We start from the raw sequence: 12,309 nt of genomic DNA, 5'->3' as shown, positions 1-12,309 counted from the left end.
CTGAGTGTTTTTTGCTCATCGAGAGGAAAAGCGCTCAGTGATCCAGTAAACAAATCATAGCTAAGTTCTTCTATATTGCTCGGAGAAAACGATGAGATAAGGTAGTTTTACGTTTTTGAATGAAGCAAAGGGAAGTGCATGTCATGCCGAATCTAGTTCTAGAGTATTCAAACTCCGTTGATGAAAGGGTCAATGTACAAGGTCTACTTGAGGATCTTCATCAGGTGGTACTTAACTGCGGATTGTTTGATGTTCCTTCGGTGAAATCACGAACGCTTCGTTGCCATAATTGGTTGATAGGCGATAAAGAGGATGATGTGGACTTTATCCATATCAACTTCGAACTTTTAGCAGGAAGAACAGAAGAACAAAAGCGAGAATTATCTCGTCAACTAATGGCAGTGCTTCAAGAACAAGCCCATTCTGTATATAGTTTAACGGTGAATATCCGAGATATGGATACCACCTGTTTTCAAAAAGTGATTAATTGATTGTTGGCGATTCGCCAGTTTTAAGGGTAAGAAATGTCTGTAAAAGCATTATTGTTTTCGTCTCAAGGGCGTATTAACCGCAAGACCTTTTGGATGTGGAATGCGGTTTATTACATCACCATTCTGGGTTCAGCGGTTGGCGTGAACACCTTGTTTCCTGCATACAGCTATTTAATATTGCCCGTTATACTTATAGCTCTCGCGATTCCTGACTTGGTGATCACCTTAAAGCGATGGCATGACCGAAACAAATCGGCTTATTGGCTAGCCTTAAACATTCCTCTTATCCTCGGGCGAGTGGTGTTGCCTTCTGGTGGTGCTGATGCTGCTACGCAATCTATGACCACGCTACAAAGCGCTGTCTCTATCAGCGCATTGATTTGTGGTATTTGGATTTTGATTGAGTGTGGCTTTATGAAGGGCACGACTGGGACGAATAAGTATGGGCCGCAGCCTGATTAAACATATAGATTTTAGAGCGCTGCGCTTGTAGAACGGACTTCGTCCTATAGAGCGCTTCGCTTACAGAGAAAGAAAAGAGCGAGATCCTCTATGCACTCGCAAGCTCGCTCTTCATTTAGTGGATACCCTTTGTTTGACGATCTGCAAACGAAACCACATTCCCGCTATCTTTGCGCTGCGTTGCTAGCTCTCCGGATAGTGCCTGCTTAAATTTTTCGACTTGTTTGCCGAGCTCTTGAGAAAGCACCACATTGACGTGGTTAGGATTGCTGCAGTTATCGATGAGGCGATTTATGTGAGATTGCTGCGCCCTCAAGCGGTTTTGCATTGACTCTGAGCAGCTACAGATAAACTCTTCGCAACACTGCTTACGGTAGTCCTCAAAGGCTTCTGGGTCGGCCTGCGCCATTTTCACTAGTTCATCGAAGCTCGGAAGCGAACCAGACAGTGGTTCTGCAGGCTTCTCTGCTCGAGAAAATTGGTGTGTATAAATGCGTCCCATCATCACATCCTTGTTTATGAACATAGCTGAGCTATGTGGTGTGCTCATATACAAGGAATAGACTAGGTTTGATATCGGTGTCAATTAATTGACGAATGGATAATTACTGATTTTGCGTGATTTGATAGCAGCAGCGACGTTGAGATTGCACGATATGTTCGGTGCGAGAAACCGAAACATTATCCCCAAGCAATGTCTGGAAAATGCTGAGTTCGGATTGGCACAGAGCCTCACAGCGAGTGGCGGCTTTGCAGATAGGACAGTGATTTTCTATCAGTAGAAAGCCATCATGAGTAGCTTGATATTCCGCCATGTAGCCCTCTGCGCTGCGCAGTTTTGCTAACTCTGCTACACGAGTTTCAAGGTCATCAATGTTTGAAAATAGAGGAAGGTAGCGTTGCAGGGTTTGTTGTTCGCGTTGGTTCGCCACTTGGGTGAGTCCAGCTTCACCAAATAACTCTTCTACGGCATCAATGACTTGAATGGCGAGCTCACTATGACGGTCTGCAAACTGCTGATGGCCTTTTTCAGTCAGTTTCCAGTGACGGGTAGGGCGGCCAACTTTGACTTTTTGGTCGTAGAACTCGACGATGCCATCATCTTCTAGCCCTTGTAGGTGCTGCCGTGCACCCATCGAGGTGATACCAAAGCTTTCGGCGATCTGTTTGGCAGTGATTGCCCCTTCACGCTTTATTTTGTCGATGATTTTGTCACTGGTCTTCATACTTCTTTCCCTACTTATACCAATAACATCAATTATCTGATCATTCTTGCTTGTTAAAATCGCTGATAACCGCGTTAAAGATTTTGTAGGTAGAACAACTAGCTAGCTGCAATCTTTGCCTTGTTCTAAGCGATTTTTCCTGAGCAATTTTCTGAACATCTAATTGATGCAATTGGTATTACAGGGGGCATTATGGGGGAAAGTGCATTAAGTTCCTAGCTTTCAAGGGCGAGAAATTCACACTTACGTAACAAAAGAGGGTTGATGCTCTCACATCAACCCTCTTAAATTCTTCTAGCTCTCTAGCTCTCTAGCTCTTAAAGAATCTTATCACGTACTTCCGGATCTTTACGCTCTAGGTAGTGCATTGATTTGATGCGACGGATCGTTCGGCAACGACCGCGAATAAGCAGTGTCTCTGTTGTCGCGATGTTACCTTGACGGCCGATGCCTTCAAGTAGGTCACCTTTCGTGATGCCAGTTGCTGAGAATACAACATCGTCACTGCGAGCCATGTCTTCCATCTTCAGAAGTTTGCCTGCTTCAACGCCCATCTCTGCGCAACGTTGTAGCTCAAGCTCACCGTGCTTACGGTTCTCTTCTGTATCGCCTTTTACTTCGTGACGAGGTAGTAGGCGGCCGTGCATGTCGCCATCAAGCGCACGGATAACGGCTGCTGATACTACACCTTCTGGTGCGCCACCGATGCAGTACATCACATCAACTTCGCTGTCTGGCATACAAGTCAGGATAGACGCTGCTACATCACCATCTGGCACAGCAAAAACGCGAACACCCATTTTTTGCATCTCTGCAATCACTTCGTCGTGGCGAGGTTTTGCTAGGGTGATAACAACCAATGTGTCTAGTGTTTTACCCAATGCATCTGCAATGTTGCGTAGGTTTTCTGCTAGTGGCTTATCGAGGTCAATGCAGCCTTTCGCCGCTGGACCGACAACCAGTTTTTCCATGTACATGTCAGGAGCTTTTAGGAAGCTACCTTTTTCGCCCGCAGCAAGTACTGCCAGTGCATTTGCTTGGCCCATTGCAGTCATGCGAGTTCCTTCAATAGGGTCGACAGCGATATCTACAGCATCACCACCAATACCTACGTTTTCACCAATATACAGCATTGGAGCATCGTCGATTTCACCCTCACCAATAACAATTTCACCGCTGATCTCGGTTTTATTGAGCAGGCTACGCATTACTTCTACCGCTGCACCATCTGCAGCGTTTTTGTCACCTCGGCCTAACCACTTGTAACCAGCAAGTGCTGCGCCTTCAGTAACACGAGAGAATGCCATTGCTAAATCGCGTTTCATGTTGACTCCAACTTAGATTGAAAGGAACGGAAAATTTCGGCGCATATTCTACCACAGTTACAAGTAAACGTTTGCCTTTTTAGAGCAAGTGGACTGATGAGTTGATATAGATTAATTCTTGGTGTCTAAATTGAAGGGTTATTAGAGCCTTAAATCTCTTGGTTTCAATACTTAAGCAAGACTTTTGTTAATTTGCGTTGTTTTTTTGACCAAATGACAAAAAAAGCGTGTTTAGGGAGTATCTATTAACCGCTGTCTGAGTAGAATGGAACAAAGAAATTGTGAAGGGAACTTCACTGAACACCAGATAATTATAGGTAGGCTAACATGTCTTTTGAAGTGCTAGAGCAACTAGAAGCAAAAGTTCAAACTGCAGTTGATACCATTGCACTATTGCAAATGGAAGTTGAAGAACTAAAAGAACAAAAAGAGCAGCTTGCTTCTGAAGCAAACGAGCTACGTTCAAACCGTGAAGAACTAGAACAAGCGAACCAACGCATGCGTGATGAGCACGGTGCTTGGCAAGAGCGTATTCGTGGTCTTCTAGGTAAGATGGACGAAGTAGAGTAATCTCTACAACGCAGAATGTTGAAAAAGGAGCCGATGGCTCCTTTTTTCGTTTTCGATTACTTGTGATGGCGTTTGCGTGTGAGTTTCATTCTTTGATGAACGCCACGACGCAGAGCCTGGAAGCTATTTTCTAACTTATCTACGCCAAGTAACACACTCAGCATCAGCAGTGTGAAGATAATGGATTGCTTGAAGTAACCTAAGCCGATCATCAGCCCTAAACCTGCCAATACCCAGATGATAGCCGCCGATGTCACGCCGTGGATCTTACCATCTCGAGTCATCATTACCCCCGCACCTAAGAAGCCGATACCGGTGATGATTTGCCCGAGTACTCGTGATTGATCGAGTGAGTTGGGGGAAAGTGACACAACCAGCGTCATAAACACATAGGTACCACCTACTATCAAAATAGAGGTTCGGATACCAACTGGCTTGCCGCGTGTTTGGCGTTCACTGCCAATCAAGGTGCCGGTAATGGCGCAACACAGCAGAGCCAGCCAATTGAATGGCTCGATACTGAGTAGGTCTGAGTTGAAAATATCGCTAAGTGGATGTGGGTTCATGTCGGCCTCCAGAAACGGCGAACTATGCACACTTCTTCTACGAGGCTCTAACGAATTATGTTTGTCTAAACGATTACTTACTCAACATGCAAAAAGCTATTCAAGGTGTAAATCGAGTGGTGTTTTACTGTCGCGTCCACCAATCTCACGAGTCAGCTTAGGCACCAAGTAACCAGAAACCTCTTTAATTAGACCCGACATAATGTTTTTTGCTTCTTGATCAGAAACGAAAAAGTGCGCAGCCCCCTGAACCTTGTCCAATACATGAAGGTAATAAGGCAAAATTCCAGCGGAGAACAGGGCTTCACTCAGCGCAACTTGTGCCTCAACACTATCATTCACATCTTTGAGCAGAACGCCTTGGTTAAGCAGAATGATTCCAGCTTTTTTAAGCTTTGCCATTGCCTCTCGAAACTCGTCATTGACCTCATTGGCGTGATTCAAATGCGTGACCATCACTACCTGTAAGCGTGATGATTCCAATAAATTACACAGCTCTTCAGTGACTCGCGCAGGAATGACAACTGGCAAACGGCTATGAATGCGCAGAGTGCGGATGTGTTGAATATCAGCGATATGATTGATGAGCCACTCAAGCTCTCCATCTTTTGCCATTAATGGGTCGCCGCCTGATAAAATCACTTCATTCAGCTCTTGATGCTTTGAAATGTAATCTAGACTTTGTTGCCAAACCGCCTTCGTGCCCTTGTTATCTTGGTACGGGAAGTGACGACGGAAGCAGTATCGACAATTAATCGCACATCCACCTTTCACAATCATCAATGCGCGGTTTTTGTATTTGTGCAATAACCCTGGCGTATCGTTGCTCTGCTCTTCCAGAGGATCTTGGGAATAGCCTTTCTTAATCTTAAACTCATCGCTGATAGGCAATACCTGACGCAAAAGTGGATCGTGCGGATTGCCTTTTTCCATTCTATCGATAAAGCTTTGAGGGACTCGCATCGGGAATAACTCACGAGCAGAAAAGTCGTTTTGCCAATTGCTTGGGTCAATATCGAGTTGCTTGAGCAATTCTTCAGGGGTTGAGATCCCATTAGCTAGTTGTTTGAGCCAGTTTTGCTCAACAGAATCGGCTTTTCGGGTTATTATGTGCGGCATTGGATTAAACTCTAACAATGTAAGAGGAAATAATGGCTACAGTTAGCACTAATGAATTCAAAGGCGGTCTTAAGCTAATGCTTGATAGCGAGCCTTGCGTAATCTTGGAAAACGAATATGTTAAACCAGGTAAAGGCCAAGCGTTCAACCGTGTGAAAATTCGTAAACTTCTTTCTGGTAAGGTGCTAGAGAAGACATTTAAGTCTGGCGAAACGGTTGAAGTTGCTGACGTTATGGATATCGATCTAGATTACCTATACACAGACGGCGAATTCTACCACTTTATGAACAGCGAAACATTCGAACAAATCGCTGCAGACGTAAAAGCGGTTGGTGAGAACGCTAAGTGGTTGGTAGAAAACAACACTTGTATGATCACACTGTGGAACGGTAACCCAATCGCAGTAACACCACCAAACTTCGTTGAGCTTGAAGTGACTGATACTGATCCAGGCCTAAAAGGTGATACTCAAGGTACAGGTGGTAAGCCAGCAACACTATCTACAGGCGCTGTAGTACGTGTACCTCTATTCATCGCTATCGGTGAAGTGATCAAGGTAGATACTCGCTCTGCTGAGTACGTTGGTCGCGTAAAATAGAATAAGGTTCTAGCTAAGAACGTTTTCTAGCTTCTAAAAGAAAGGCCGATGCAATCCAGATTGCATCGGCCTTTTTGATCTTTCTGTGAGCGCAGCGTTCTAAAATCTTTAAGCGCAGCGCTCTGCTCTTATACCATAATCAAGAAAATCACTGACAACGCACTGATCAATGCTGCAATAAAGTAGCAGATCACCTTACCTAGTACGCCCGCATGGATCTTTAGATCGTGCATACCGTGGTGAACACGGTGCATTGCATGCCACATTGGTAGCGCTAGTGTCGCGATGATAAATAGCGCACCAATGATGGTTTTCGCAAAGGCAGACACTCGTTCATAGCTGAGTGCTTCAGCGTCGATAATACCAAGTGGTGCGAGAATACCTAGCACCAGGATTGTGATTGGTGTGATCATGGCAAACCATGTACCACCTGCACCAAATAGCCCCCACCAGATCGGCTCGTCTGAACGTTTTGGTGTGCGGTCGACTTTGAAATTCGGTTTCATTGTTTTACTCCTTACACCACAATCAGAACAACCAGTGAGATGAACGCAACTGCGGCCCACTGAGCTAAAACGATGATCTTCTTATCAATAGGTTTCCCTTTGAAGCGAATAGGCATCACTTGCGGGAACATATTGAAGAAGGTGTGTGCATGCAGCAAGCTACCTGCCAGTGCGACAATGTTGATTGCTACAACCACTGGGTTCGCCATAAAGCCGAGCCAGCTTTGCCACGCTTCAGGGCCTTTTACTAAAGCACCTAGGCCGATAGTCAGGAACAGGGTGAACAGGATCACCGGTAATACCGTTGCTTCACGTAGCATGTAGAAGCGATAGAAAGCGTGATCCTTCCACCAAGTGCGCTTCACATCGCGAACATAAGGTTTACGATTACTCATGGTTACACCTCCTCAGCGACTTTTTTGCCGTCAGGCTTGAACATGCCAATAACGAAGTCCATTGAAGACTCCACTTTACCTTGGTTTACCGCAGCAGCAGGATCTACGTTCTTCGGACATACCTCAGAGCAGTAACCTACAAACGTACAGCCCCAAGCGCCGTTATCACCATTGATGATACCCATACGCTCCGCTTTGCCGTTATCACGGCTATCTAGGTTGTAGCGATGTGCAAGAGTCAATGCGGCAGGACCAATGAATTCTGGGTTCAAACCGAACTGAGGGCACGCTGCGTAGCAGAGGCCACAGTTGATGCAGCCAGCGAATTGTTTGTACTTCGCCATTTGCTCAGGTGTTTGGATGTTGGTGCCATCTTCAGGCTTACGATCATTGCCAATGATGTATGGCTTGATGGCTTCAAGACGCTCAATGAACGGCGTCATGTCGACAATCAAATCTTTTTCGATTGGGAAGTTTGCCAGCGGTTCAATGGTCACGCCATCTGGGTAGTCACGCAGGAAGCTTTTACATGCAAGCTTTGGCACGTTATTGACCATGATGCCGCACGAACCACAGATCGCCATGCGACAAGACCAGCGGTAAGACAGATCTTTGTCTAAGTTATCTTTGATATAGCCGATAGCATCAAGGATAGACATCGTCTCATCAAAGGGTACTTCGAAGGTCTGCATGTGTGGTTCTGCGTCTTTTTCTGGGTCGTAACGCAGGATATCGACTTTCTGAATACGATTCGCTGACATTATGCTTGCTCCTCTTGTTCAGTGCTTTGAGGTTCAGCTTTCTCAGCTTGAGCCTGCAGTGCTTTTGCTTTCTCTTCTGCTGCCGCTTTCTCAGCCGCTTCACCGTATAGACGAGCTTTTGGTTGAGACTTGGTAATTGTCACCTTGCTGTAGTCGATAGATGGCGCTTCGCCTTCTTGGTAGAACGCCAGAGAGTGCTTCAAGAAGTTCTCATCATCACGCTCTGTGCAGTTATCATCGAGACGCTGGTGAGCACCGCGAGACTCTTTACGGAGAATCGCTGAGTGAACCATCGCTTCTGCGACTTCCAGGCCGTAACCCACTTCGATGGCGTACAGAAGGTCGGTATTGAATACTTTGCCTTTGTCTTTGATGCTGATGCGCTTGTAGCGCTCTTTCAGTTCAGTGATCTTATCGATGGTGGCTTGCATCAAGTCTTCTTGACGGTAGATACCACAACCGGCTTCCATGGTGTGGCCCATTTCAGTGCGGATATCAGCCCAGTTCTCATCACCTTCTTGATTCATCAAAGCGGCTATACGTTCTTCCACCGCTTTCACTTGCTTAGCGATAGAGTCGTCATTCCAACCTTTGAACTCTTCTGCGCGTTTCACTGCGTGTTCACCCGCAACACGGCCGAATACTACGAACTCAGCAAGCGAGTTAGAACCCAAGCGGTTTGCACCGTGGAGGCCAACAGATGCGCACTCACCAACTGCAAACAGACCTGTAATACGAGTTTCACATTGACCGTCGGTCTCAATACCACCCATGGTGTAGTGAACGGTTGGACGAATTGGGATTGGCTCTTTTGCTGGGTCAACGTTCACGTAAGCTTTTGCTAGCTCACAGATAAACGGTAGACGCTCTTGCAGGTACTCTTCACCTAGGTGACGAAGGTCAAGATGCACCACATCACCAAGAGGGTGTTTGATGGTGTTGCCTTTCTGTTGTTCGTGCCAGAAAGCCTGAGAGACTTTGTCACGAGGGCCCAGTTCCATGTATTTGTTTTTTGGTTGGCCTACTGGAGTCTCAGGACCCATGCCGTAGTCTTGTAGGTAGCGGTAGCCGTCTTTGTTAACGATGATCCCGCCTTCACCACGACAACCTTCGGTCATTAGGATACCTGTGCCAGGAAGACCGGTTGGGTGGTACTGAACGAACTCCATATCACGTAGAGGCACGCCATGGCGGTATGCCATCGCCATACCATCACCCGTTACAATACCGCCGTTGGTATTACAGTGGTAAACGCGACCTGCACCACCGGTTGCTAGTACGACAGATTTGGCTTTGATCGTAACTAACTCACCTTCTGACATATGGATGGCGATAAGGCCTTGAACTTCACCTTTCTCAACCAATAGGTCTACAACGAAGTATTCATCGAAGCGTTTGATTTGCTCATACTTCATGGATGTTTGGAATAGGGTATGAAGCATGTGGAAACCCGTTTTATCGGCGGCAAACCAGGTTCTTTCAACCTTCATGCCACCAAAACGACGCACATTCACTTCACCGTTTTCCCTACGGCTCCATGGACAACCCCACTGCTCCATTTGGATCATTTCTCGGGTTGCGTTTTCAACGAAATATTCAACAACGTCCTGTTCACATAACCAATCGCCACCACCAACGGTATCGTTGAAGTGGTTGTCTAGGCTGTCTTCATCCTTGATTACTGCTGCTGAGCCACCTTCTGCTGCCACGGTATGTGAACGCATTGGGTATACTTTTGAAATCAGTGCAACTTCTAAATCCGGGTTGGCTTCAGCCGCTGCAATGGCAGTTCGAAGACCAGCGCCGCCGGCGCCGATGACTGCGATATCTGTGGTAATGGCTTTCACAGTTATCCTCCAGTGTGTGTGCGGAAAAATCCGCTCGTTATAGTTGATTGAGGAAAGGTTATACAACCTTGTAGCTCAAAAGTGGTAATTGCAGTGTAAGAGGTAGAAACCACAAAAAAATTGATGTGATTACGCTTTTGTTCGACTAGTGCAACTGAGAGAGTAAAGTTTCTGTGATATGTGAGTAGGGTCACGGCCTAGACGGGATATATTGAGCTGCCGATATACTGTAAAACTGGCCTTATTTCTCTTAGTTTTTCGAGCTAAATGAATGAGAGAAAATAATGCGAATTATCAATAATTGGCAGGTCAATATCATTACCTTGAACGATACTATTGAGTGCGAGAATGAAAAAGTGATACTTTCCACGCGGTAACCCTTATGTAAGAAGAGAACAAGGTATGACTCAATCTACCTGGCAACCCACTGCGTCCGTTGATCAGCTCAAACAGCGAGCTTACATTACTCACGCTATTCGTCAGTTTTTCTATGAACGAGATGTAATGGAGGTGGATACACCCGCTTTGAGCCATGCCACGGTGACCGATATTCATCTGCATACCTTCAAGACGGAGTTTCATGGTCCGGGGTATGCGAGCGGGAAAACTCTGTACTTGATGACCAGTCCAGAGTTTCATATGAAGCGATTGATTGCAGCTGGCAGCGGTTCTATCTATCAAATGAACAAATCGTTTCGTAATGAAGAGAATGGTCGCTACCACAACCCTGAATTCACTATGTTGGAATGGTATCGAGTTGGCTTTGATCATCATGATTTGATGGATGAGATGGACGATTTGCTCCAGGTAACTTTGAAATGTCAGCCAGCAGAGCGAATGACTTACCAGCAAGCCTTTTTGCAAGTTCTAAATGTGTGTCCTCTTGAAGCGTCGATGGGTGAGCTCAAACAAGTCGCGGGAACATTAGGCTTATCGGATATTGCCGATAAGGAAGAAGACCGCGATACTTTGCTGCAATTGCTGTTCAGCATTGGAGTTGAGTGCAAGATAGGTCAACATGACTCACCAGCCTTTGTTTATGACTTCCCTGCTTCCCAGGCGGCATTAGCGAAGATTAATCCTAATGATGAGCGAGTAGCTGATCGCTTTGAGGTTTACTTTAAAGGCATCGAATTGGCAAATGGCTTCCATGAGTTAGATAACGCCAAAGAACAGCTTCAACGCTTTGAAGACGATAACCGAAAGCGTCTACACATGGGATTAAGCGCTCAACCGATCGATCATAACTTAATTGCGGCATTGGAAGCGGGCTTCCCACAGTGTGCCGGTGTCGCACTCGGGGTCGATCGTCTCATTATGCTCGCGATCGGCAGCGATCATATCGATCAGGTAACCGCGTTTCCGTTTCCAATTGCGTAGTTAATGGAACGGACTTGATTATTAGTTTTTTGTGTTGATAAAAAGTGAGATCCCCGATGCACGCAAGTTATAGGGAATCTCGCTCTTATCAGCCGACCAGGATTCCTGTACCTACAACCGCTAATATTGCTCCCATCCAAGCATACCGATTTGGACGTGTGCCGGTATAAACCCATAGTATTGGTAGCAGCATAATGGGTGTGGTCGAAGACAACAGTGCGACCATACCTACATTCCCTTCCTGTAATGCATACAAAATTAAAGTCATCCCGACAGCCATTGCTAAGAAGCCATTAACGGCCGTGATAACGAAAATGCGTGAATTCATCAGTTGGACGGGTCTCGCCAGTTTTGCTCCGGTTAAACGAAACAGTGAGTGTGCGACAAATGCTGAGATCATTCGGATCGCAGAAGCCGCAACGGGGTCGATCTCTGTCAGCATGATAGGCTTAGCGATAATGCCACCAAGTGCCTGACATAACGCGGCTAAAAGCCCCAACGCGACACCAACCCATACGTTTCCTTTGATAGCTTCCAACTGAGAAGCCTTGCTGGAATCATTGTTTGTAGCAGACCCTTTACTGTTTCCTTTACGGCCAAAGAAGATGGCAGTGACAACACCGGAGAAAACAAGGGCGGAGCCAATCAGCTCAATACCAGACATCGACTCACTAAACAGGAAGTAGCCAAGAACCGCAGAGAAGACCGCGTGACATGAAAAGAGCAGGCCAGCTTGTCTTGGCCCCATGCGGTTGAGGCAGGCAAAAAGCGCGGTATCTCCAATGAAGATACCAATGAGACCAGAGAGCAGCATGGGTGTGATATAACTGGTTTCAACAGTGAACCAACCACCGGTTAACCAAGCCATAGTAGAGAGCATGAGTGCAGTGCAGCCCATACGCCAACGGCTATAGGCAAATGTTCCTAGGTGCCGTGCAGGCGTCACAGACATTAGGCTAGCTATAGCCCAAAGAAAAGCAGCGGCCAGTGCCAGCCATTCGAATCCCATCGGTGGTGCATCCATTCATTCCATTAAGTAGTCGCTCAGGATGCACCAAGTTT

Annotated in this window: 15 protein-coding genes; 5 read left to right on the top strand and 10 right to left on the bottom strand. The window is 46.2% G+C overall.

What is annotated here, in order from left to right; genetic code table 11:
• Positions 1-143: 143 nt before the first annotated feature.
• Together DPF91_RS20230 and DPF91_RS20225 are read left to right on the top strand one after the other, a co-directional pair.
• Positions 144-491 carry a 5-carboxymethyl-2-hydroxymuconate Delta-isomerase gene (locus DPF91_RS20230; protein ID WP_117236273.1) on the top strand — a complete coding sequence of 116 codons (348 nt, stop codon included), beginning with the start codon at positions 144-146 and terminating at the stop codon, positions 489-491.
• 33 nt (positions 492-524) lie between these two features.
• Positions 525-953 carry a DUF805 domain-containing protein gene (locus DPF91_RS20225; protein WP_117236242.1) on the top strand — a complete coding sequence of 143 codons (429 nt, stop codon included), beginning with the start codon at positions 525-527 and terminating at the stop codon, positions 951-953.
• A gap of 115 nt (positions 954-1,068) precedes the next feature.
• Here DPF91_RS20225 and DPF91_RS20220 read toward each other — a convergent pair whose 3' ends face one another.
• The 3 genes from DPF91_RS20220 to glpX all read right to left on the bottom strand — a co-directional run bounded on the left by DPF91_RS20220 (position 1,069) and on the right by glpX (position 3,504).
• A complete protein-coding gene (locus tag DPF91_RS20220; RefSeq protein WP_277392961.1) occupies positions 1,069-1,479 on the bottom strand; it encodes a DUF3135 domain-containing protein in 411 nt (136 codons plus the stop codon).
• Between the two features lie 79 nt (positions 1,480-1,558).
• Positions 1,559-2,179 (bottom strand): helix-turn-helix transcriptional regulator, encoded by a 621-nt coding sequence (locus tag DPF91_RS20215; RefSeq protein WP_117236240.1) that lies wholly within the window; start codon positions 2,177-2,179, stop codon positions 1,559-1,561.
• A gap of 317 nt (positions 2,180-2,496) precedes the next feature.
• Positions 2,497-3,504 carry a class II fructose-bisphosphatase gene (gene glpX, locus DPF91_RS20210; RefSeq protein ID WP_117236239.1) on the bottom strand — a complete coding sequence of 336 codons (1,008 nt, stop codon included), beginning with the start codon at positions 3,502-3,504 and terminating at the stop codon, positions 2,497-2,499.
• Positions 3,505-3,831: 327 nt separating this feature from the next.
• Between glpX and zapB the strand changes: the two genes are divergently transcribed.
• Positions 3,832-4,074, top strand: coding sequence for a cell division protein ZapB (gene zapB / locus DPF91_RS20205; protein ID WP_117236238.1), 243 nt, complete (start codon positions 3,832-3,834; stop codon positions 4,072-4,074).
• Between the two features lie 56 nt (positions 4,075-4,130).
• Here the strand turns inward: zapB and DPF91_RS20200 are convergent, their stop codons facing one another.
• On the bottom strand, positions 4,131-4,640 hold the full coding sequence (locus DPF91_RS20200) for an MgtC/SapB family protein (RefSeq protein ID WP_117236237.1): 510 nt from the start codon (positions 4,638-4,640) through the stop codon (positions 4,131-4,133).
• A gap of 96 nt (positions 4,641-4,736) precedes the next feature.
• The gene (gene epmB, locus DPF91_RS20195; RefSeq protein ID WP_117236236.1) at positions 4,737-5,759 is read right to left on the bottom strand and encodes an EF-P beta-lysylation protein EpmB; all 1,023 of its coding nucleotides are present in this window, start codon (positions 5,757-5,759) and stop codon (positions 4,737-4,739) included.
• A gap of 32 nt (positions 5,760-5,791) precedes the next feature.
• On the opposite strand from epmB, the gene efp reads away from it, so the two are divergent.
• Positions 5,792-6,358 (top strand): elongation factor P, encoded by a 567-nt coding sequence (gene efp / locus DPF91_RS20190; RefSeq protein ID WP_117236235.1) that lies wholly within the window; start codon positions 5,792-5,794, stop codon positions 6,356-6,358.
• Positions 6,359-6,486: 128 nt separating this feature from the next.
• Here the strand turns inward: efp and frdD are convergent, their stop codons facing one another.
• Genes frdD through frdA form a run of 4 tightly spaced genes read right to left on the bottom strand, consistent with a single transcriptional unit; the run spans position 6,487 to position 9,867 of the window.
• Entirely contained in the window at positions 6,487-6,864 is a 378-nt protein-coding gene (gene frdD / locus DPF91_RS20185) for a fumarate reductase subunit FrdD (RefSeq protein WP_117236234.1), read from the bottom strand.
• 11 nt (positions 6,865-6,875) lie between these two features.
• Positions 6,876-7,259, bottom strand: coding sequence for a fumarate reductase subunit FrdC (gene frdC, locus DPF91_RS20180; protein ID WP_117236233.1), 384 nt, complete (start codon positions 7,257-7,259; stop codon positions 6,876-6,878).
• A gap of 2 nt (positions 7,260-7,261) precedes the next feature.
• Complete coding sequence (locus DPF91_RS20175; RefSeq protein WP_117236232.1) at positions 7,262-8,020, bottom strand: succinate dehydrogenase/fumarate reductase iron-sulfur subunit; 759 nt, start codon at positions 8,018-8,020, stop codon at positions 7,262-7,264.
• Positions 8,020-9,867: a fumarate reductase (quinol) flavoprotein subunit gene (gene frdA / locus DPF91_RS20170; protein ID WP_117236231.1), complete on the bottom strand. Its 1,848-nt coding sequence runs from the start codon at positions 9,865-9,867 to the stop codon at positions 8,020-8,022. Before frdA ends, DPF91_RS20175 begins: the two co-directional genes overlap by 1 nt.
• A 402-nt stretch (positions 9,868-10,269) precedes the next feature.
• Here frdA and epmA point away from each other — a divergent pair, with 402 nt between their 5' ends.
• Positions 10,270-11,247, top strand: coding sequence for an elongation factor P--(R)-beta-lysine ligase (epmA, locus tag DPF91_RS20165; RefSeq protein ID WP_117236230.1), 978 nt, complete (start codon positions 10,270-10,272; stop codon positions 11,245-11,247).
• Between the two features lie 88 nt (positions 11,248-11,335).
• Here epmA and DPF91_RS20160 read toward each other — a convergent pair whose 3' ends face one another.
• The gene (locus DPF91_RS20160) at positions 11,336-12,256 is read right to left on the bottom strand and encodes a DMT family transporter (RefSeq protein ID WP_117236272.1); all 921 of its coding nucleotides are present in this window, start codon (positions 12,254-12,256) and stop codon (positions 11,336-11,338) included.
• Positions 12,257-12,309 lie beyond the last annotated feature (53 nt).

Origin of the sequence: Vibrio maerlii (assembly GCF_003415655.1) — a bacterium.
GTDB lineage: Bacteria > Pseudomonadota > Gammaproteobacteria > Enterobacterales > Vibrionaceae > Vibrio > Vibrio maerlii.
The sequence above is the reverse complement of the archived record's forward strand: the minus strand, read 5'-3'. Positions and strand labels throughout refer to the sequence as shown.